Source organism: Pseudorhizobium flavum, assembly GCF_044142885.1.
Classification (GTDB): Bacteria; Pseudomonadota; Alphaproteobacteria; order Rhizobiales; family Rhizobiaceae; genus Neorhizobium; species Neorhizobium flavum.
On sequence record NZ_JBIOKZ010000015.1, the window covers coordinates 43,111 to 65,232 of the forward strand.

The 22,122-nt window shown below is 58.4% G+C and carries 12 protein-coding genes; 10 read left to right on the top strand and 2 right to left on the bottom strand.

Annotated features, from left to right (window positions below):
- Window positions 1-89: 89 nt before the first annotated feature.
- Window positions 90-398: a hypothetical protein gene (locus tag ACEPP2_RS19815; protein WP_395517705.1), complete on the top strand. Its 309-nt coding sequence runs from the start codon at window positions 90-92 to the stop codon at window positions 396-398.
- Between the two features lie 22 nt (window positions 399-420).
- Here ACEPP2_RS19815 and ACEPP2_RS19820 read toward each other — a convergent pair whose 3' ends face one another.
- Window positions 421-1,521, bottom strand: a complete 1,101-nt coding sequence (locus ACEPP2_RS19820) for a BamA/TamA family outer membrane protein (protein ID WP_395517706.1) — start codon at window positions 1,519-1,521, stop codon at window positions 421-423.
- 49 nt (window positions 1,522-1,570) lie between these two features.
- On the opposite strand from ACEPP2_RS19820, the gene ACEPP2_RS19825 reads away from it, so the two are divergent.
- The 6 genes from ACEPP2_RS19825 to ACEPP2_RS19850 all read left to right on the top strand — a co-directional run bounded on the left by ACEPP2_RS19825 (window position 1,571) and on the right by ACEPP2_RS19850 (window position 9,663).
- Window positions 1,571-2,686: a GNAT family N-acetyltransferase gene (locus tag ACEPP2_RS19825; protein WP_395517707.1), complete on the top strand. Its 1,116-nt coding sequence runs from the start codon at window positions 1,571-1,573 to the stop codon at window positions 2,684-2,686.
- A gap of 19 nt (window positions 2,687-2,705) precedes the next feature.
- Window positions 2,706-3,530, top strand: coding sequence for a glycoside hydrolase family 16 protein (locus ACEPP2_RS19830; RefSeq protein WP_395517708.1), 825 nt, complete (start codon window positions 2,706-2,708; stop codon window positions 3,528-3,530).
- Between the two features lie 145 nt (window positions 3,531-3,675).
- The gene (locus tag ACEPP2_RS19835; RefSeq protein ID WP_395517709.1) at window positions 3,676-5,907 is read left to right on the top strand and encodes a phosphotransferase; all 2,232 of its coding nucleotides are present in this window, start codon (window positions 3,676-3,678) and stop codon (window positions 5,905-5,907) included.
- Between the two features lie 9 nt (window positions 5,908-5,916).
- On the top strand, window positions 5,917-7,773 hold the full coding sequence (locus tag ACEPP2_RS19840) for a hypothetical protein (RefSeq protein WP_395517710.1): 1,857 nt from the start codon (window positions 5,917-5,919) through the stop codon (window positions 7,771-7,773).
- Between the two features lie 12 nt (window positions 7,774-7,785).
- Window positions 7,786-8,802, top strand: a complete 1,017-nt coding sequence (gene galE, locus ACEPP2_RS19845; RefSeq protein WP_395517711.1) for a UDP-glucose 4-epimerase GalE — start codon at window positions 7,786-7,788, stop codon at window positions 8,800-8,802.
- A gap of 192 nt (window positions 8,803-8,994) precedes the next feature.
- Window positions 8,995-9,663 carry a LuxR C-terminal-related transcriptional regulator gene (locus tag ACEPP2_RS19850; protein WP_395517712.1) on the top strand — a complete coding sequence of 223 codons (669 nt, stop codon included), beginning with the start codon at window positions 8,995-8,997 and terminating at the stop codon, window positions 9,661-9,663.
- A 33-nt stretch (window positions 9,664-9,696) separates the two neighbouring features.
- Here ACEPP2_RS19850 and ACEPP2_RS19855 read toward each other — a convergent pair whose 3' ends face one another.
- Entirely contained in the window at window positions 9,697-11,085 is a 1,389-nt protein-coding gene (locus tag ACEPP2_RS19855) for a sensor histidine kinase (protein ID WP_395517713.1), read from the bottom strand.
- 262 nt (window positions 11,086-11,347) lie between these two features.
- Here ACEPP2_RS19855 and ACEPP2_RS19860 point away from each other — a divergent pair, with 262 nt between their 5' ends.
- The 3 genes from ACEPP2_RS19860 to ACEPP2_RS19870 all read left to right on the top strand — a co-directional run.
- Window positions 11,348-18,685: a peroxidase family protein gene (locus tag ACEPP2_RS19860; RefSeq protein ID WP_395517714.1), complete on the top strand. Its 7,338-nt coding sequence runs from the start codon at window positions 11,348-11,350 to the stop codon at window positions 18,683-18,685.
- 69 nt (window positions 18,686-18,754) lie between these two features.
- The gene (locus tag ACEPP2_RS19865; protein ID WP_152340912.1) at window positions 18,755-20,494 is read left to right on the top strand and encodes a type I secretion system permease/ATPase; all 1,740 of its coding nucleotides are present in this window, start codon (window positions 18,755-18,757) and stop codon (window positions 20,492-20,494) included.
- A 14-nt stretch (window positions 20,495-20,508) separates the two neighbouring features.
- Window positions 20,509-22,122: cadherin-like domain-containing protein (locus ACEPP2_RS19870; protein ID WP_395517715.1), on the top strand; the 1,614-nt coding region annotated here is incomplete at its 3' end.

The following is a 22,122-nucleotide window of genomic DNA, read 5'->3' on the forward strand; positions in this document are numbered from 1 at the left end:
AGTGTTGCTATCGGAAAGCAAACCTTCAAACACGGGTCCAATGATGACATAGTTCGAGCCTCTAATGACTCGTGAAATTGGAGTCACGCGTGGCCGCAGACGAACCTGACATTGTCGAGAGCTGGTCCTCCTTGATGGAAGAGTGGGCCTGTGCATCGAAGGAACTCGACGCCGCGCTTGCAATGTCACGTTCGAACAATCCGGCCACACTCGCCGAAGGGCTAGGCAGGGTGGAAGACGCACGTCGTCATCAAGACCATGTCCGCCAGAGACTAGATGCGTTGATCAGGGATGCCATGATGGCGCGCACCAGTCCAACGGATAGCATAATCGTCGGCCGCCTCTCTCGTGCAAATCCGGAGGAACCAGAGTCTTCGCCGGATGGTGAAACAGAATAAGGCGAGCTGGGCGAGGAAGCCTTCAACTAATCATAAAGATTATACGGCCCATGGCAAAAGCTGCGCCGAGCAGCAGTGCCAATACGATCACCGCATCAGCTGCTACGGACAAACTATGTCGGCTTCCACGCAACACCGGAACATAAGTTTCTCGAATGGCAAGCATAACGCAACAGGCGGCGAGTATCCCAAAACCGACCCGGCCGTGAGCGGCGAGATCTTCTTCGCTCTTGCTTATGCGCTTAACTTTCGCATGAATATCGACGATCATCGGGTCGTTCGAACGGGGGTGGACCGAGAGAGACACACGATCATATCTGCCGGATCGCATGATCTCTTGACGTAGCGCCTCGATCACCGCCGGGTGGTAGTTCTGTCGACTGAACCGATCCGAAGGACCGAACTCATCCCCGGCGACAGCCTCGCTGAAGATCAAATCTCCGAACCGGGCTTGTTTGCCCGCGTCGATCGAAACATGAAGTCCGACCAGATGGGCCAGGGGATGCTTACGTAATTCAGCCTCTTCGATTTTGGGTGCCGGGTAACCGCTCTCTTCAAGAACCCGAACGATCTTGCGGCCAATGTCGAAGACGGTATCTGAGCGTGCAACCTGTCCTACATAGCGCTCGGATTGGAGCTTAATTTTCGCCCGCAACTCTGGAGGATGGGAGGGCAGGATGCCTTCAATGGCGACATATCCGAGGTTGTAGACGTGACCGGAAACTGGTGACAGGAGCAGCCCGCTTGTTCCGCGATGCCTCGTGATGAAAGCATCGGGATAACCAAAGGCCTGCATCAACTGCGTAAGGCGAAGAACCTCCCGCTGTTGGTCTTCTCCAGCATATGCAGAGACAAAATGCGGAGGGGCGCTACTAAAACTATTTTGGATTGCCTGCCGGAGCTTGGGGTCCGGCACCCCGGATAGATCGAGATCTGGATCGGCATTACAATGAGTCGTGCCGCAGATGTATAAAATGCTCGCCACAAGTAAAAACGCGCGCATGAAGGCGAACCTCAAGAAAAGAAATTCTTCTAAGGGCGAGAAAGATACAGTATCGCAGTATAAGAAAATATGCAAGTAATATCTTCTTCGGTTGACGGCGGCGGAAAAATTTCTTTTCATGTGCCGCACAGGCATTTCATGATGAAAGCCGAGCTATCGGAGCCCCGGAATGGAAGCGGCACCGCATCCGATTTTTACACAGCCTCTGGTTGAGCGCCAAAGCGCGGCGAGCCGCGGCCTGAGCTTGATTGACGTCGTTTCTCCAGCGCCTCGTGCTCAATGGAACGAGACCTGGCATCGCGATCCGCTCGCACTACCAACCCAAGGACCGGATTGGATGGCAGCAGTCACATTCGCTAGTGCATACGTCGATAGAAGCAGGCTTTACAGGTTTGGCGACGGGAGCAAGGCGATCTTGCCGCTGTTTTCCCGAACAGGCCTTGCCGGAGCCTTCCGTGGACTTTCTTCCCCACCTGCCGCCTGGGGATTTGGCGGGCTCTTGTCGGACCGGCCCTTGACGGCCGCTCATTACGAACTCGTCGGCACTGACCTGGAGCGCTCTGAAGCCCTACAGATTTCCATCAGGCCGAACCCACTGTGCCTGACGGCCTGGCAAGTGATGGAAGGGAGAGGATGGCTCTCTCTTCCCAGGCGCGCCCATGTTTTGAGGCTTACGGAGGATTTTGAGACCATCCGGGCCAAGCGGTTCTCATCCAATGCGCGACGGCACTTAAGGACCGCGCAGGCTGCAGGACTGGAATTGATCTGTGGGCATGAACCTGAGCTGATTGGCGAATTCCATGCGCTTTTGACCGCTTCCTTCAATCGATGGGCTGCGCAACAGAGTGAGCCTGCTTTCATTGCCCGTCTGCGCGGAAGATGGCGCGACCCCTTGATGAAGTTCATGGCGATGTCCGAGGCTCTCGGGCCACAGATGAAGATATTCCTGGCTCGCCTTGAGGGTCGTCCGGTTGCCGCCATCCTGGTTCTTTTCGGTCGCAATGCCCACTATACGCGCGGCGCCATGGACAAGGGGCTCGCCGCACCAACCGCTGCCAACTACCTGCTGCATGCCGCGGCAATCGAAGAAGCATGCCTGCGCGGGTGCGCCACGTACCAAATGGGTGAGACGGGTCAATCAAAGTCGTTGGCCGATTTCAAGGAGAAGTTTGGAGCGGTCGGTGTCGACTATCGCGAACTGCGTCATGAACGGCTTCCTGTCAGCAAGGTCGATGCTGCCCTTCGTACCGCTGCCAAGAAAATGCTTGGTATGAACGATGGCTAGAGATGTGGTTATGAGGCGCATGTCACTGTCGCTGCTTGCTGGTGCGGCGGCTTTGTTGGTCCATGTTGGCGAGGCTGCCGCGCACAGACCTTACGGGTTGTCGGGGAAGTGGAAACTTGTCTTCTCCGACGAGTTCGACACCCCTTTGGAGCCATACAAATGGACCCGCTGCTACTGGTGGGACAACAACGGCTGCACGAACCTGGGCAACAGTGAGCTGCAGTGGTACGTGCCGAACAACGTCCTTGTTTCCGATGGTACCCTCGTCTTGCGTGCAAAGCGCCAATCCGTCCCGGGTCACAAAGGCAGGATCTACGACTACACGAGCGGCATGGTAACGAGTGGGCGCAACTACGAAGAGCGGGGTAAACCGGACCGCTTCGCGACGACCTATGGCTATTTTGAAATTCGCGCCAAGGTTCCGGCGGGCAAAGGCCTCTGGTCAGCTTTCTGGCTGCTCCCGAGCACTCACGAATCCAAGCCCGAGATCGACGTGATGGAAGTGCTAGGACATGCGCCCAAGACGCTGGAAATGCATACCCACTACCGCGACGACGATGGCGAGAGCCAGAATCCGGGCAGTGAGGCAATCGTGCCTGATATGAGCAAAGACTTCCACGTCTTTGCCGTGGATTGGCGGCCGGACGTCATAATCTGGTACTTTGATGGGCAGGAGAAGTGGCGCTACTCGGTCAAGGAGCACATTTCCCACGAGCCAATGTATGTCCTACTCAATCTCGCTGTCGGCGGGGAATGGCCTGGGGACCCAGAGGCCTCCACGTCGTTTCCCGCCGACTTCCTGATCGACTATATTCGCATCTGGAAGAGGCTGGATGATGGCTAGAGTCGATTGGCCTTATCCCAGATCGGTTTTTTCCCGCCCGTGGGCAAGCGGCCCTCGCAGTCTTCTCACCGATTCCTTGACGCGCAATGGCCTAGCTCTCGTACTCAGCGCGGCTCTGTCATCCATCTTGGGAGTTGGCTACTGGGTGGTTGCCGCCCGCCTCTATCCCGCGGAGGTGCTCGGTCTCAACGCGGTAATGATCAGCACCATGATCACTCTCGCCAATCTGGCGCAGTTGAACCTGGGCAATTTTTTGAACCGGACTTTGGCGGGAACCGGCCGCAGGGCAGGTCGGATCATCTGGATATCCTATCTGGTGGCGACGGGATCAGGTGCAATTTTTGCAGGTCTCTTTATCTTTGCCTCGCGATGGGTCTCGCCCGAGCTCACGAAGGAATTGTCCTCATTCTGGATGGCTGTTGGGTTCACGCTCTGCACCGTCGTCTGGACGATCTTCAACCTCCAGGACAGCGTTTTGTCCGGGCTGCGGCAGTCGGTCTGGGTGCCGGTGGAAAACGGCTTTTTCTCTGCAGCCAAGATCCTTCTGCTTGCCGCTTTCATTGGAACTCAATGGGCTCAGTTGGGGCCATTCCTCGCCTGGATATTGCCGACGCTGCTTTTGATCCCGCTGGTCAACCTGCTGATTGCGGCACGCTTTGTGCCTGACATGGCCAACTCTGTCGCCACACAGCAATTGAGGGTGAGAGAGATTGCCGGGATGATGAGCTGGGACTATCTGGCAACGATTGCGATGATGGTCGGTCTTGGCATGGCGCCAATCCTCGTCTTGCAATTGGCAGGACCGATTGCGGCAGCGGGTTACGCCATCGCTTGGGCCATCACCTATTCGATCTACCTGGTGTCTCGCTCGTTTGGAATCTCGATGATGGCGGAGGCGGCGGCCGATCCCGGTTTGCGCAAGCCTCTCGCCGCTCGGTCGATCACGATAGTCGCAGGCCTTCTATTGGTATCGGCATCAGCGATCGCTGTTCTGGCGCCTTACGTGCTTCTTGTATTTGGCGAAAGCTACACAGGCGACAACGTCGCATTGCTGCGCCTCCTGGTCCTGTCGGCGATCCCCTGGGGGGTGACAACGATATACATCGCGCTGGCGAGATCTGCCGGGAAAACCGGGCGGATTGCCATTGTACAGATATCGACGGTGAGCGTTTTTTTCGCTGCTGCCAAGCTTCTTGTCCCATTCTATGGCGTGATTGGGATCGGATTTGCGTGGCTTGCATCCCACCTGAGCGTGTTCATCGCGATCTGCGCCGCAGAGTCCCTGATCAACCCCCGAGGGGTGAGAGAGGTTCTCCTGCTCTCTGCTTCGTCGGCAGGTCGCCTGCTTGAGGCTTTGCGTCGCAGGGAGCTTGGGCCGGTGGTACCCCTTCACCACGTTGAAGCGAAGGCGACCGCGAAGGTCTTGAAACAGGAGCCCGCCAGCCTGACGGCAAGGCGTTTGGTAACATTCGACAATGACTGCCAGACCTTGATGGTGGCCGGTGCAGATGGCGTCTCCTCTACCTTTTTGAAGCGGGCCACGACAGAAAGAGGTCGCGTGGCTCTTGACCGTCACGTTGCCGTGGTGGGTTCTTTGCGTGACGACCTGAAGGGTCGCCCTGAGCTTCGCCTGCTTCCTGAGATACTTTCTGATGTAGATGGCGAAGGCGATCGGTTCATCCTTCAGCGATCAATGCCCGGAACGAATGGGCGGTCGTTTTACAAGGACTGCCTCGACAAACATGCCCTCATGTCGAAATCATGCGCGGCCATGGCAGCCATCCACGCCAGCAACGCGCGCGACGTCTTCGTTACAACGGAGTGGCTCCAGGTTTGGATAGACGAGCCACTTGCGAAGATTGCCGCTCTTGAGCGAACGCGCTCGGCGGCCAGAAAAGCCGATCGCGCAATCGAGCGCATTCGGGAGCTTCAGTATCGGTACTGGTCGGGGCGCAACGTGGCCCTAGGCTGGCATCACGGCGACTTCAGCCTCGGCAACCTATTCTATACAGGCGGTCCAGAACGGGGTGCAGCGGCGAGTGTCGCCGGCATCATCGACTGGGACGGTGCTGCAAGCGACGGTCCTCCTTGTCTGGATGCCTGGCACCTTGCCCTGACTGCCGAAAGCGAACGTCGCGGAACTGAATTGGGGCATGCCACGGCAGAACTTCTTTGGGGCCAGGGACCTGCCTTTGCTTTCCGTCCCGATCAAGATGCATCTTCCACGAATGAGCCGGCTTTGGTGATGGCGACACTGGCCTGGCTACGGCACCTGCATTCCAACCTGAGCAAGTCGGAAAGGTACCGCCAGAACCCAATTTGGCGCATGGCAAACGTCGATTGGGTACTCGGCGGCTTCAAGCGGAACGGGATCTAGGGGGACAGGATGACCCTGCACAGCACCGACAATGTTCCAGTATCAGTATCAAGCAGGACCCAAAGCGGTTATCTGCTTTTGTCTGGCCTGCTGCTGGCGGGCTGCACGTTTTGCGCGGCAGGGATGCTGCGTATGGATCCGGAGGCGCTCGGCGATCTTGGTATTGTGTCCATTATGGGATGGCGCTCCTGGCTCGGTCTGGCGCTCCTCGTCATCGGCTTTTCGACATCCCTCACGGGAAGGCTTCACCAGACCGTGTTGCCTTGGCTATTTCTCTTTGCGCTTGTCGCAGCCCTCCACCTCGTCCCCGCCTATGCCTATGGCACCTTGCGCTATTCCTGGGCCTGGAAGCATGTAGGCATCATTGACTACATCATGCGCCACGGCGGGCTGGAGCGTGATATTGCCTATCTGTCCGCCTATCACAACTGGCCCGGATTTTTCGTGGCGTGGGCGTGGCTTGCGCAGCAATTCTCCTTGGAGCCGCTGGAGATCGCTGCTGTGGCTGCCTATGCGCCGCCTGTATTTGCGATGGCTTATCAGATTGTCTTGCATGCCTTGTTCTTGAGATTCACGCAGGACCGTCGACTGATATTCCTAGCCCAGTTTGTGTTTCTGGCCGGCAACTGGATCGGACAGGATTATTTTGCGCCACAGGCTGTAACATACTTGCTCTATCTGGTCGCGATGTTGCTGTGCGCTGGCCCATTGGCGCAGAACAATGCACGGTTTCCGCTGGAGCCGCATCCACCTTTGGCCTGGCCGCCAAAGTTTCTGTCGCGAGTAGCCCCCAATCCTGAGTTTCCAAGCAGGCGCGGCTCCGCCGTTGCGGCAGCTTCGCTGCTCCTTGCCATAATTGTTCTTCTGGCAGTCAGCCACCAGCTTACGCCAATTGTCCTGGCAGCCACGCTGACGGGACTTGCGCTCTTGCGCAGGATTGATTTCGGCTTTGCGGCCTTTGCAGCCGTCGTTATCGTGCTATGGGATCTGTATTTTGCAGCACCCTTCGTCTCGCAATCCCTTGCGGGCGAACTGGAAAGCTTTGGTGCAGCCTTCGTCAATGCAACCGACAAGATGGCCGATCTGCGCGACCTCAGCCGTGATCAGGTCATCGTGTCGATCGTCGCTCGTGCGCTTACGGTTGGTGTGATGCTACTTGGGATCCTTGGCCTTATCCGCCGGTGGCGTGCAGGGCATATCGATCTGCTGTTATTGGTAATGCTGGCTGCACCGCTGCCAATTTTCGTCATGACGTCCTATGGCGGCGAAGCGGTGTTTCGCGTCTATCTTTTCATGCTACCGACGCTCGCATTCCTGGGCGCCGCCAGTGTCTTTCCAGCCGAGCTCCATGGGCGCAGGGCCTGGACGCCGCTTGTTGTCACCTTGATTGGCAGCAGCCTGATCATCGGCTTCGTGATCTCCAATAACGGCAAGGACATGCAGTACCGCTTCCGGCAAAATGAGATAGATGCCGCCGCCTGGCTCTACGATCACGCGCCTGCGGGGACACTGTTGATCGAAGGTGCACGCAACTATCCGTCACAATTCGCAAACTACGAGAATTTCGTCTACGTGCCGATTGCAAACGAATCCCCACAAGCGCGTGAGGAGATTGCACGCGACCCGGCTGGCGCTTTGTATCGGTGGCTGAGCGATGCCAGATGGCGTGCCGGGTTTGTGATCCTGACCCGAAGCCAGGAGGCTTACGCGGAGACGCAAGGCGTTGTCCCAGAAGGAACCTTCGACCACATCAAGGATGTCCTGTCTGCCTCACCAAACTTCAAAACTGTCTATCGCAATGCGGACGCCGTGATTTTCAGTCTTAATGAGTGGGCACCTGGTGGTGCCCTGGATCCATCGCGGTGAGGGAGCTTCATCATGGCAGTACTGGTTACGGGTGGTGCGGGATACATCGGCAGCCATGTTGTGTGGGCGCTTGTGGATGCCGGCGAAGACGTTGTGGTCATTGATCGCCTTTCCACCGGTTTCCGCCGGGCGGTCGCGCCCGCGGCGTGTTTTTACCCGGGTGACATTGCCGACGTGGCATTGTTGAATGAGGTACTCGAGCGGCATCCAATCGACGCCATCATCCACTTCGCCGGCTCGGTCGTGGTTCCGGAATCGGTCACGGTGCCGCTTACCTATTATGACAACAACACGCTCAAATCGCATGCGCTGATTGCCAAGGCAGTTGCTGCCAGGATCAAGTATTTCGTGTTTTCCTCCACGGCCGCCGTCTACGGCACTCAAAGCAGCCATTCGCCCATCTCAGAAAATGCACCGCTACGGCCTGAATCGCCCTACGGCACCTCCAAGATGATGACTGAACTCATGCTTCGCGATGCTGCGGCAGCACATCCGATAGTGTACACTGCCCTGCGTTACTTCAACGTTGCCGGCGCCGATCCTGGGCTCAGGACTGGCCAATCCACCGCTGGCGCCACACACCTCATCAAGGTCGCCTGCGAGGCCGCCTTGGGAAAAAGACCGAGCATAACGGTTTACGGCACGGATTATCCCACGCCGGATGGAACCTGCGTCCGCGACTATATCCATGTCACCGATCTCGCAGCAGCTCATGTCAAAGCCCTGGAGCGGATGCGACGAGGGGGAGGTTCAATGGTGGCCAATTGCGGATATGGATCGGGCTATTCCGTTCTGGACGTTCTTGACTGCGTGAGGAAGCATGCCAGACGCGACTTCCCGGTCATATTCGGGGATCGCAGGCCAGGGGACTCCGATTTCGTCGTCGCCGACCCATCCCTTGCGCGGCACGAATTGGACTGGATCCCGCGTTACAACGATCTGGACGTCATCGTGGAAACCTCTCTGTCGTGGGAAGCGCGAACGAGCGAGTTCGCTTCCACCAGATCGCTCCTGGGCACGGAGGTTTAGAAAATGGGCGTGGTACTTTGTTAAGCGCAGTTGCTTTCGCATCCGGCCGACTATCATCCGTTCGGATATTGTCGCCGCTACTTAGGGTGAACAGGGTGAAACTGTCTAGGTTAACTACCTGTAAAGAATCAAGTTGAGGTTTTTCGAAAGTGAGCTTACGCTAATACCAGGCGATAGGAAGGTGGGGGTACTATGGTTTCCGTAGCATTTGTTGATGACCATCCTTACTTGCTGGAGGGTCTACAGTCGATCTTCGCCCGGCGCTCAGGTGTCGATGTGGTTGGTATCGGGTCTTGTTGCGATGATGCCGTGCACATCGCTCGTGATCTTCGTCCTGAAGTGATGGTGCTGGATCTCCATATGGATGGCGATGCATTTGTCAGCATTGTGGATATCCGAGCGGCAAATCCGAACATCAAGATCATTGCGTTCACCGCCTCGGCGAATGTCAATCATGCGATAAAAGCTCTGGAGGCTGGAGCTTCTGGCTATGTCCTGAAAGGCGGACCGCTCGGCAGTCTGGCCGACGCTATCGAGACCGTTGTTCTTGGTGGCACATATATCACACAAGGGTTTGCCACGAAGCTCATCAGTGCGATGAAGCAGTCGAAGCCGGACAACGACTACAGATTGAGCAGCCGCGAGACCCAGATCATGCGGTTGGTCCTTGAGGGGCGCACCAACAAGGAGATTGGCCGGCAACTCAAGCTGACCGAGAAGACCGTCAAATATTACATGACGATCATCATGCAAAAGCTGAACGTGAAGAACAGAGTCGGCGTTGCAATGGCTGCCCGTGGGCTTGTTGGTGGCGAAAATGACGCATCGAAAGCGCCGGATACTGTACGCTGGCTAAACTGAAAGCCAAGGCAGACCCGTATGCCACGGGTTCCGCTAGTGAAGCGGCAACTCAACGCTGACGGCAGTCCCATTTGTGAGGTACGGTTGAATGCTCACGGACCCGTTCAGCGCAGCGACACGATTGCGGATGCCGCGCTGACCAAGCCTGCCGCCCTCGGATGAGTTCCGGCTCGCCGTGCCGGCCCGCCCCTCGTCAATTATCGTTACGCTCAACATGCCCTCAGAAGAGGAGGCTGCAACCTGCAGACCGCGGCCGCCGGCATGTTTGAACGCATTAGACAGCGATTCTTGCACGACGCGATAAACGCATGTTTTCAAGGCGGCGGGGATCTCGTCAGGAATGTTGTCGATCTTGACCAGAACATGGTTGCCGGTGAGGTCTTCGTGCCGTTGGACAACGAGCTCGATGGTCTGAGCAAGCGATAGGGCATCAAGCTCAGGGAGGACGAGCCCGACCGAAAGGTCTCTTAGTTCCTCGATGACGTAGGACAGTTTCTCGCTGAGCTCTTGCAGATCAGATGCGCTTGCGCTGGCGGCGCTGGCAGTAAGCGTCTGTGCTATCTCGTCCATCCTGAACCGAACGAGGGTCAGGAACTGGATTGGGCCGTCATGGATGTCCAACCCAATCCGGCCAAGAAGCTCCTCAGTCGCCTCGCTCGCATCCAGTCGGCTGCGATCAGCCGCAAGTCGCAGGGAATGGTTCTGTGCCGCCATCTCCTCTGCTTCCTGCACCTTGCTATCGAGAGCAGTCTGATGATGATGGAGAAGTATGCTGGCCTTGCGTACAATGAGATAGAGGACGGCGATCATGACAAGGGTCGTCGAACATACGACAACCCAGGTCAGGATAACCGCGTGTCGTAAATGTTGAGCAAGGACGGATCCAGTATGATAGATCTCGCCCACGGCGATGACATTGTTGGTGCCAGTGCGATACAGGGGAGCGTAGATCTCGATCAGAGGTAGCTGAAGGCTCTGTTCATGCCTGCTTTCATTGCTATCCAGCTCCATGAACTCGGCTACTGGATGCCCCATCCAAGCCCTGTCGACGTTGCTTGACCCGTGTTCCTCGCCGACCGTTTCTTCGGTCATGCTGCTATAGATAATCGTCGGGTCGGCGCTCTCGTTCCTATGCCAAAGCTTCACTGAGACGACCTGTTCACCAGCGGTCGTGCGGGGGAAGAGGCGATCGAGGCTTGCGATATCCTCCGGCTGAAGTTGTCCCTGCGGGCCGATACTCTGTACGTACTGCTCAAGTGACGCGCGCAAGTAAGCCGCGCCGTTTGCTGCTGAAGTCGCCATCACGCTGCGTTCAATCTGATGACTAACCCAGGCGCCTATGATGGCCATTGACAGGCAGAGTATCACGACGGATGCAACAATAAACTGGGCGGAAATTGAGAACGTCGTACGCCTTTGCATGTCTCACTCTTCTTGATTCACCTGACTTTAGTCGGGTGAGTGCCTAGACCTTAATCCCAGTATTGGCTCGACCTTGCGAGGATACGCCAATCGTAGGCTCCGTCTAAGTTAAGCACAACTCTTCAGCTTGCGACAGCACGGATAAAACCTGTGGTCGAAAAAGCTGTGATTGATTTCAGATCCGCAGAAGGCCGGACAATTTGTTTGTTCGGCGATGCGCTGTTGATGCGAACTCAGACAACACTATGGGTGGGAGATAGTCATGGTAACCTATATTCGTTCCGATCTGGAATTTATTCTGCAGCAGATCAAGATCGCCGAAGATCACGCCTTGTTCGTGAGCAGCAATGGGGCGCAGGGTCGACCGCTTTACGGACCAAATGGCTCCGTCCCGGCCTACAACATCGCGTGGGGCCTACGGACGGTTGATGGCAGCTACAACCATCTCCTTCCTGGCCATGAGCATTGGGGTGCTGCCGACCAACCATTTCCGGAACTGCTGCAGCCGGAGTATCGGCCAGCACAGGGGGGCCTACTAGACCCTGACGGGCCAGGCCCGGCACCAGCCATACCGACACAGCCGAACTACAATCCGTCCAACAATCCCAACAGCGTCGTCATCGACTCAAGCTTGAGAACCATCTCTAATCTGCTGGTCGACCAAACACTCGACAACCCCGCTGCCATAATGGTCGCCCTGCAGCGCTCCGGTTCTGCCGCAGGCAATGAACTTGCGACCGCAATGGCCATCAAGGCGGAGTACGCAGTCGTAAAACCCTTCATCGAAGCGTTCGAGGAAGCAGAGCGCGACAACGTTAATGCCCTTCGCACGCTGGAAGCGGCTCAACAAGCGGACGCCCAGAACTCAACGCCTCAGACGCAGGCGGCCCTCGTTCAGGCGACCGAGGCTCAGGTACTGACGCAGGAGGCACTCAATACCGCGACCGCAAACTTGAATGCCAATCGGATCGACCTGGACACTATGCTGACAGCGAACGGCATAGTGATGGATGGCGATAATATTGCGCTGACCAATATTGCCCCTGACGAAGGGCTTTCTGCCTCATTCAATTCTTGGTTCACTCTGTTCGGGCAGTTCTTCGACCATGGCCTCGACCTGGTCGCCAAGGGCAATAGCGGCACTGTGTTCATTCCGCTGCAGCAGGACGATCCGCTCTACGATCCCAACAGCCCCACCAATTTCATGGTGCTTACCCGCGCCACGGTTGGGCCTGGCCAAGACGACGTCATGGGAACAGCGGACGACACGCGCCCGCTAAACTCCACGACCGCGTTTGTCGACCAGAACCAGACCTATACCTCGCATCCGTCCCATCAGGTTTTCCTTCGGGAATACGAAATGGTGAACGGCCGCCCGCAGGCGACCGGCAATCTGCTTGATGGCTCCAATGGCGGCTTGCCGACATGGGGCCAGATCAAGGCCCAGGCGAGAGAGATGCTTGGTATAGATTTGACAGATTACCATGTTGGCAACCTTCCGCTCCTGGCGACCGACTCCTACGGCAACTTCATTCCCGATCCCGTCACAGGCTTTCCCCAGGTTGTTATGGTTGGAACGCCGCCGACGCTGGCTTCAGGTACAACTGCCAATCCGCTCAGCATGGTGAGCGTGGAAGCAGACAACGCTGATCCCGATTCCCTGCCTCAGGTTACGCACCTAGCCGTACGCACCGGCCACGCGTTTCTTGATGATATCGCGCACACCGCGGTGCCGGTCGGCAAGATTGCCGACGGTGACATCGAGGTTGGCCTCGGCAATCCGCAAAATGGCAATGTTGAATACGACAATGAGTTGCTCGATTCTCACTTCATCACAGGTGACGGTCGCGGTAACGAGAATATCGGCCTCACTGCGGTCCACCACGTCTTCCATTCGGAGCACAACCGACTGCTCCAACACACCAAGGACACGGTTATTAACGATGCCCGCGCCATGCTGGATGCAGGCTCGAGCCATGCAGAAGCGACGGCCTTCCTCAATGAATGGCTTGATGTCGCCGTCACCAGCGTCCCGATGGATGCGACGGCAGTCAATGCGCTCGACTGGAACGGCGAACGCCTGTTCCAGGCCGCAAAGTTCGGCACAGAGATGCAGTACCAGCATCTCGTGTTCGAAGAGTTTGCCCGCAAGATCCAGCCAAACATCAACGTCTTCCTGGTTCCCGACGGCTTCGACGCCACGTTGGATCCGTCCATCGTCGCCGAGTTTGCCCATGTGGTTTACCGGTTCGGCCATTCCATGCTCACCGAGACTATCGATCGTTTCGATCCAGCTTTCGGCGACGAAAGCATCGGGTTGATCGAGGGCTTCCTGAATCCGATCGAGTTCGCAACGCTCGGTTCAGAAGAAATGGCGGGATCGATCGTTCGCGGAATGACACGTCAGGCTGGCAATGAGATCGACGAGTTTGTCACAAGCGCACTTCGCAACAACCTCCTGGGCCTGCCGCTTGATCTGGCAACGATCAATCTCGCCCGCGGACGCGACACGGGCGTGCCATCTCTCAATGAGGCCCGCCGCAGCTTCTATGCCGCAGCCAATAATGACACGTTCCTGAAACCTTACGAGAGTTGGGTCGATCTGGCCGGCAATCTCAAGAACGAAGCCTCGATCATCAATTTTATCGCAGCATACGGCACGCACTCCCTGATCACCGGTCAGACGACGGTGGCGGGCAAGCGCGATGCAGCTTTGACCCTGATTACCGGAACGAGCTATGGCGGGTTGGCGGTGCAAGCGGATGCCGTGGACTTCCTCAATGCGACCGGAGATTATGCCGGAGGCGACCTGGGTGGGCTTGAGAACATCGATTTATGGATCGGTGGTCTGGCGGAGAAGACCATGCCGTTCGGCGGCATGCTCGGCTCAACCTTCAATTTCGTGTTTGAAGGCATGATGGAAAAGCTGCAGAGCGGGGACCGCTTCTACTACCTGCAGCGGCTCGATGGGCTGCATCTGTTCGGCGAAATGGAGAACAACTCCTTCGCGGCCATGATCATGCGCAACACCGATGCTACACATCTGCCTTCGGACGTATTCTCCACTCCAGGCCTGATCCTTGAGGTCGACCAGACGAAGCAGTTCAACGATCTTGATGGCGATGGCGTGCTTGAGAGCGCCGATCCGACCGGCGGTGGCCTGCTCACCCAGGTCGTTGTGCGCAATAATCCGGCCACCGTCGGAGCTGACACCAACTACCTCAAATATTCCGGCGACGAGCATGTCGTCTTGGGCGGCACGGAAGGCAATGATGTCCTAATCGCCAGCATCGGCGACGACACGCTCTATGGAGATGGCGGCAACGACAATCTTGAAGGCGGCTTCGGCAACGACATTATCAACGGCGGCGATGGCGACGACATCATCCGCGACATGGGCGGTGACGACAACATCAAGGCCGGAGCCGGCAATGACGTTGTCCATGCCGGGCCGGGCCTTGACCTGGTGATGGGCAATGACGGCCAGGACTTCATCTTCCTTGGCACGGACATGGGCTCGGAGGTTTTCGCCGGTAGAGGCAATGACTTCATCTACGGCAACAAGAACGCCGAACGCATCCTCGGCAATGAGGGCAATGACTGGATTGAGACCGGTACGTTTGACGGTGCACCGGGCGACAACTTCGACGAGATCTTTGCTCATGATGGTATAGACGGGCACGACGTCTTCCTCGGCGATGGCGGGTTCGACGAGTTCATTGGCGAAGGCGGCGACGACATCATGGTCGGCAGCGCTGGCCGCGGCAAGATGGTCGGCATGTCCGGCTTCGACTGGGCGACCTACAAAGACAATATCATGGGGGTCAACGCGAACCTGTCGATCCCGATCGTCTTCGATGAGGCGCCAACCCTGCCGCAAAATGCAGCTCTGGACGAATATGAAGCGATGGAAGGCTTGTCCGGCAGCAGGTTCAACGACATCTTGACTGGTACGGAGGACACGGCAGCTGACCGCGCTCCGCTTTCCGAAGGTGGCACGACCGGCTATCGTGGCAGCGTCCTCACCTCAGAGGGGATTGCGCTGATCAATGGACTGCAGGAACTGCTCGGAGCGGGTGTCACGTCCTTCGACGGGGGTGACATCATCTTGGGTGGTGATGGTAGCGATGTCCTTCAGGGGCTGGCGGGCGACGACATAATCGACGGGGACAAATGGCTCGATGTCCAGATCGGGGTATTCGCGCCCGGCGACACCGAGCACACCGGTGCCCCGATCGCCCTGCACAATAGCATGACGACACTCGCCAACGACATGTTCGCCGGGCTCATCAACCCAGGTCAGCTTTCAATCGTGCGGACAATCCGCAATAGCTCTGAGCAGGAGGCTGCTGGAGAAACGATTGACAGCGACGGTATGGCCGACATTGACCGCGTCGTCTTCTCCGGGGCTCGTAGTGAATATGACATCAACTTCAACGCTAACGGTACGATCACTGTCGCCCATGTTGGCGGTCTCGCCACCGATGGCACGGATACGCTCCGCAATGTCGAAATCCTAGACTTCACCGATCAGGACATCACGCTGGCAGCGCCAACGCTGGACCTGACCGGCGATAGCACAGCGACAACCACGGTCACCGTTGCACAGGCGTTCAGAGACGAATTCACGAGCAGTGCCTACAACAACAACAACGGAACTTCGAACTGGGCGGGTAGCTGGACTGAGGGTAACGACACAGGCGGAGCCGCGACTGGTGACATCAGAGTAGCTGGAGGCGACCTTCAGTTCATCGCCGGGACGGATGGCAACGAGAGCATTGCTCGCGCCGCCAATCTCACAGGCGTAACCAGAGCCACCTTGTCATTCGACTGGGAAGCGGATGACCTGGATGGCGGCGAAACGGTCCAGGTTCAGGTGCGAAATACCTTGAACGGGCCCTGGTCCAATCTTGGAGCGCCCCTTGGCGGCAATCAAGACCAGGTCGGAACATTCTCCATGCAGCTTCCCACCGGGATGATCGGAGCGAATACGCAGATCCGCTTCATAACGAATGGATCCTTTGAAGCGGGCGAGAACTTCTTCATCGACAACGTCAATATCGCGACCGAGACAGATACGATCACGCCTGTCCCCGGTGCACCCGGCAACGATTACGAGACCACCTATACTGAGAATGGCGCTCCCGTAGCTATCGCCTCGGGTGTTGCAATTACCGATGACGGCGCAACAATCGCTTCGGCGCGGGTCGTTATCACCAATGCCAGCGACGGTGATGTGCTGGCGGTGCAGGGCGGATTGCCCGGTGGGATTGCGGCTCAGGTGAGCCCGCTCTCCAACGGTCAGCTTGTCCTGACATTGACCGGGACGACTTCGATCGCGAATTACCGCGCGGCTCTCCAGCAAGTGCGCTATTCCAGCACATCGAACAACCCGGACACCACGGACCGGATCATTCAAGTGGCGGTCAACGATGGCTTGCTGGACAGCAATGTGGCCACTGCCACTGTCAACGTGGTTGCCGCCAACGACGCCCCAGCAGGCAATGCTGACACCGTCATCACCAACGTTGCATCCGGTGTCGCTTTCTCAGTCTCTCATGCCGCACTCCTGGCGAACGACACCGATCCCGAGGGCGCCGCGTTGACCATCACGGCGGTCAACGGCAACGGTCTCACCGTAAGCAACGGAGCCGGTGCGGTCAGTGTGACTGACACGGGGGGACCGGGAGGCAGCTTCAACTATGTCGCCAGTGACGGTTCGCTGACAGATCCCACCACAACAGTCAGTGTCACTCGTGTGACCGGCACTATCAACGGTGGGGCTGGTAACGAGATCATCGTCGGCAATTCACAGGCGACGACAATCAACGGCGGTGGGGGCAATGACCATATCGATGCCGGCGACGGCGGCGATACGATCAGCGGAGGGACGGGCAATGACGTGATCCTTGCCGGGACCGGCAACGACACCATTGTCTGGAATGCCAACAACTTTGGCGATACCGATGGCTTTGACATCGTCAACGGACAGGAGGGTGGAGCCGACACTTTCCAGCTGAATGGACGGCAGTCTGTCTCGGAAACCTTCCGTATCTATGCAAGGGCTGAAGCCATTGCTGCGGGCATTGCCGTAATGGGAGCCGACAGCGAGATAGTCATCACGCGGACTGTTGGTCAGACAACGAACGTGATCGCCGAGCTGGATAATATCGAGGAGATCGTCGTCAATACCTTGGCAGTCTCTGCCAATGACGGCAACGGTGTGCCCAATGGCGGCGTGAACAATGGTGACACGATCCAGGTAATCGGCAACTTCAACTCTCCCTTCACCAGTCTGAACTTCAGCACGATCACGATTGACGGCAATTCTGGTGACGACACGGTTGACATATCGGCTTTGACGTCGGCGCACCGGATTGTTTTCCGGTCGAATGGTGGCAATGACACGATTGTGGGGACGCTACGGCCCCAGGATGTGGTTGAGCTTCCTGAAGGCATGACGCTTGCGGATTATGAGGTGACCATTGACGAGGAGACCGGCCAGGTCGAGCTTGTCGGTGACGATCATAAGATCAGCTTCGTGGCCACAAATGGTATGCCGCAGTTCAGCTCCGGCCATGACTGGGAGCCGGACGACGAGGACGAAGATGAGGACGACACGCCGCCGCTTGGCAATGATGATGATGACGACTGCGATGATGATGACGACACGCCTTCGGTAGACACTGGCGATGGGTCGGCGACAGCAGCGCGGATGCTCATGGGAACGTCTGCGGCAGATGTGCTGCTCGGCGCTGTGGCCAACGATACGCTGATGGGAGGAGGAGCCGGAGATATCCTGGTGGGCGAGGGTGGCAGTGACATCCTGCGCGGCGAGGATGGTGATGACGTCCTGAGCGGCGGGGATGGTGCCGACACGATGAGTGGCGGCGCCGGGAGTGATGAACTGCATGGCGGCTCTGGGGCGGACATGCTGTTTGGCAATGACGGTGCCGACATGGTCTATGGCGACGGGGGCGATGACATTATCGAGACCGGTGCCGGCGACGACAAGGCCTGGGGTGGTGCGGGCAACGACACCATCCTGGCGACGGCAAACGACGGCAGCGACCAGTACTGGGGCGATGAGGGTAATGACACGCTCGACTACGCGGTGGCGACCGGCAATCTGGTTGTCGATCTCGGCAATGGCTTCATGGGTCGTGGCCAGGTGACCGGCAATGGCGGCACCGACATGTTCTACGGCTTTGAGAACTTCATCGGCGGTTCTGGCCATGACGTGATCACAGCAACGAGCGCCGTCAACATCATGGACGGAGGGCTCGGCAATGACACCTTCCGCTTCCAGTCGGCCTCGGCGACCCATGGCGACACGATCTATGGCTTTGCCCCGGGAGACAAGATCGACTTCTCTGCGATGGATGCCAATACGACGACGGGCGGCCACCAGGGCTTCACCTTGAACGCGGGTTCAACGCTCACGGCTGCCGGCCAGGTCGCAGTCAGCTATGACGTCCGCGATGGCGCGGAAGTCACTCTGGTGCGTGGCAATGTCGATGGTGATCCAGGTGCCGACTTCGAGCTGACGCTCATGGGTCGCCACACTCTCACAGCCAACGACTTCAACGGGGTCTCCTGATCCTGAAGGGGTTGTACTCCGGCCGCATGAGGCGGCCGGAGGGCCAGCATATGATGTGAGGGGAACGTCATGACCAATAGCAAGCAGGCGAGCAATTACGGGCTGGAGAAGATCCGCGGGATCTTTGCCTATCTGTTTGGCCTTTCCGGCATCATCAATATCCTGGCGCTCACAGGCGCCTTCTACATGCTGCAGATCTATGACAGGGCACTGACCAGCGGGAGCGTCTCGACGCTGGTTGCGCTATCGGTTCTGGCCCTGGGTCTTTACCTCTTCCAGGGGGTCTTCGACATCTTGCGGTCGCAGATCCTCATCCGTCTTGGTGCCCGCCTCGATCATCAGTTGGCGCCACTTGCGCATACTGTGGCCATCGAGATGCCGCGCTATGGCTATTCCACTTCGGAGGCGATGGAGCGGGGCCGCGACGTCGATACCTTGCGCGGCTTTCTGTCCAGCCCGGGTCCGATCGCCTTGTTCGACCTGCCGTGGATGCCTGTCTATCTGGCCTTCGTCTGGCTGCTTCACCCCATGCTAGGGCTTTTGACGATCGCCGGTGCGATCGTGCTGGCCTTCATTACGCTTGCGGCGGAGCTGATGACGCGGCGCAGCGCCCAGTCGATGATCAAGGCCTCCGTGACCCGCAACTCGGTCGCCGATTCCAATGCTCGCAATGCCGATATCCTGCATGCCATGGGTATTACGGGCCGCGCGGTGGAACGGTTCCACATTGCCAATCAGCAGCATCTGGACAGTCAGACCCGGACATCGGACATCAGCGCAACCCTTTCGGGGCTGTCGAAGGTGCTGCGGATGATGCTGCAGTCGGCCATTTTGGGTCTTGGCGCCTACCTTGCCATCAAGGGTGATCTGTCACCTGGAGCGATCATCGCCTCATCGATCGTCACGGCGCGCGCGCTAGCCCCGGTCGACCAGGTGATCGGCAACTGGAAGGGCGTTGTCAGTGCGCGCCGCAGCCACCGCCGGCTTGCCGAGACGCTTGCCGTCATCAAGGACAAGTCCGGTCTGGTGGAGCTGCCGGCTCCGAGCCAGAGCCTTGTTGTCGACAACATCACAACGGTTGCACCCGCCACGGGGGCTGTCCTTTTGAGCGAGGCCAGCTTTGAGCTGAAGGCCGGCCAGGCGCTTGGCCTTATCGGTCCGTCGGGGGGTGGGAAGACGACGCTTGCCCGCTCCATCCTCGGCATCTGGCCGCTTTTGCGAGGATCGATCCGGATCGACGGTGCCGACCTCAGCCAATGGAACGAGAACTTCTTTGCCAGTCATGTCGGCTATCTTCCGCAGGATGTCGCGCTGATGGAAGGCACGATTGCCGACAACATATCGCGCTTCTCAAAGGTGCCGGATGCACGGCTGATCATCAATGCGGCGAAGGCTGCCGGCATTCACGAGATGGTCGTCCATCTGCGCGACGGATACCAGACGGAGCTTGGGCCCCATGGGACGGCGCTTTCGGCAGGTCAGCGTCAGCGCATCGGGCTTGCGCGGGCGCTTTATGGGGATCCCTTCCTCGTGGTCCTCGACGAGCCGAACTCCAACCTGGATGCTGAGGGCGAGGAAGCACTGACCCGGGCGATTACGGCGGTCCGGCAGCGTGGCGGGATCGTGGTCATCGTCGCCCACCGTCCGAGCGCCCTGCAGGCGGTTGACATGGTCGGGGTCGTGCAAGCGGGACGGCTGGTTGCCTTCGGCCCCAAGGACGAGATCCTTCAACCGAACAAGGCTCGCCCGGTGGTCGTCGAGCGGAGCCTGCCCGGCGATCGTCCGGCTCGATCAGCCGTCAGCGAATAGGGAGGTGGGCTGCCATGGAAGAGAAGCTTGTCCTCGGCCTGCCCAATGACGGCAAGGCCTCCATTGCGCCAGCCAACGCCTTCCGCCTCAGCGACAAGGAGCAGGGCGGCAGGGTCAAGTATGGCTTGATACCGGCACTGATGATCGGGGCCGTTGGAGCAGAGCTTGCCGACTCCGGCAACGCTCTGGAGGAGGGGATGCAGCGGGCTCCCAGGCCTTATGACGACGAGACTGTCGGCGCCAATCCGGATCCGGCCCAGCACCTGAAGCGGATCGAGGATGTCGCGAACTTCCTGCGCCAGCTATTGCAGGAGACGTCGCAGGAAGTCGCACCCGCTCCTGCTGGCGTCGCATCGGTAAGACTGCGCTATGCGGCAAGTGAGACCTATTCCCCTTCCAACCACATGGAACGGCTCTTCCGCGCCTTCAACGACAATGATCGCCGCATCTTCAGTGGAGAGGACAGCTTCCGCTTTCCCGCCAGTCGCCCATACTCCTTCAGGAGCGACGAGTTCAACAACTCCTGGGACGGGCCAGCTGCTCCGTCCTGGCCGGACAGGAGCGAGGGCGACAACCCCGATCCGCTGCCCGACGAGGATAATGGGCAGGCCGAAGAAGACGAGGACGAACGGTCGAACCGCCTTCCGACCGCTTCCGGCCGCTCCATACTGCCGAACACGATGATGAACATGTCGGCCCTGATCTTCCTGGGGGATCTTCTCCGGTTGGTTCATGATGCCGACGGCGACCCCTTATCCATTCGCAATCTGAGGGCGTCGGATGGTGATCTCGAGTCCTATGGTCCAGGCCGGTGGCTCTATACGCCCGAGCGCGGTGCAGTTGGCGACATTACCTTCACCTATCAGGTCAGCGACGGCTACGGCACCATTACGGTCCAGGCAAAGATGTCGATCGTCAGGCCACCCCCGCAGGAGATTGCCGGGACCGATGGCGATGATCGCCTGATCGGGACGCCCCATGAGGACATTATCGACGGGCGGGACGGCGATGATCTCATCTACGGACGAGAAGGCGACGACATGATCGTCGGCGGCAAGGGCGATGATACGCTTCTTGGCGGTGATGGGGACGACGTCCTCCATGGCGGTGCAGGTCGCGACATCATCTTCGGCGGCGCTGGCAATGACATTGTCTTTGGCGGGGACGGCGATGACGATCTTTATGGCGAGGCTGGCAATGACAGCCTGATGGGCGGCCAGGGCAATGACCGGCTGATGGGCGGTGAGGGCCATGATCGGCTGTTCGGTGAGGATGGTGATGATGTGCTTCTTGGCGAAGCCGGCAATGACCTTCTGGAGGGCGGCGCTGGCGGCGACGATCTTTCCGGCGGCGGCGGCAATGATATGGTTCTCGGGGACGCGGGCGACGACGTCTTGCGGATGGGGCTTGCGGGCGAGGAGATGCGCCAGGGCAGCATCGCAGTCACTGACGGTGACGATGTCTATTCCGGCGGCGACGGCATGGACACGCTCGATGCGAGCAATGTTGATGCCGGCGTCGATATAGACCTCGATGCCGGCACCGCGACCGGCGAGACGATTGGTACCGATAAGGTGGAGGGGGTGGAGAATGTCGTGGGCAGCGCCCATGACGACACCATCACCGGT

Coding starts and splice junctions, on each gene's coding strand:
- ACEPP2_RS19860 (WP_395517714.1), top strand. CDS start 11,348: ATGGTAACCTATATTCGTTCCGATCTGGAATTTATTCTGCAGCAGATC.
- ACEPP2_RS19840 (WP_395517710.1), top strand. CDS start 5,917: ATGACCCTGCACAGCACCGACAATGTTCCAGTATCAGTATCAAGCAGG.
- ACEPP2_RS19865 (WP_152340912.1), top strand. CDS start 18,755: ATGACCAATAGCAAGCAGGCGAGCAATTACGGGCTGGAGAAGATCCGC.
- ACEPP2_RS19830 (WP_395517708.1), top strand. CDS start 2,706: ATGTCACTGTCGCTGCTTGCTGGTGCGGCGGCTTTGTTGGTCCATGTT.
- ACEPP2_RS19820 (WP_395517706.1), bottom strand. CDS start 1,521: ATGAAAAGAAATTTTTCCGCCGCCGTCAACCGAAGAAGATATTACTTG.
- ACEPP2_RS19825 (WP_395517707.1), top strand. CDS start 1,571: ATGGAAGCGGCACCGCATCCGATTTTTACACAGCCTCTGGTTGAGCGC.
- galE (WP_395517711.1), top strand. CDS start 7,786: ATGGCAGTACTGGTTACGGGTGGTGCGGGATACATCGGCAGCCATGTT.
- ACEPP2_RS19850 (WP_395517712.1), top strand. CDS start 8,995: ATGGTTTCCGTAGCATTTGTTGATGACCATCCTTACTTGCTGGAGGGT.
- ACEPP2_RS19855 (WP_395517713.1), bottom strand. CDS start 11,085: ATGCAAAGGCGTACGACGTTCTCAATTTCCGCCCAGTTTATTGTTGCA.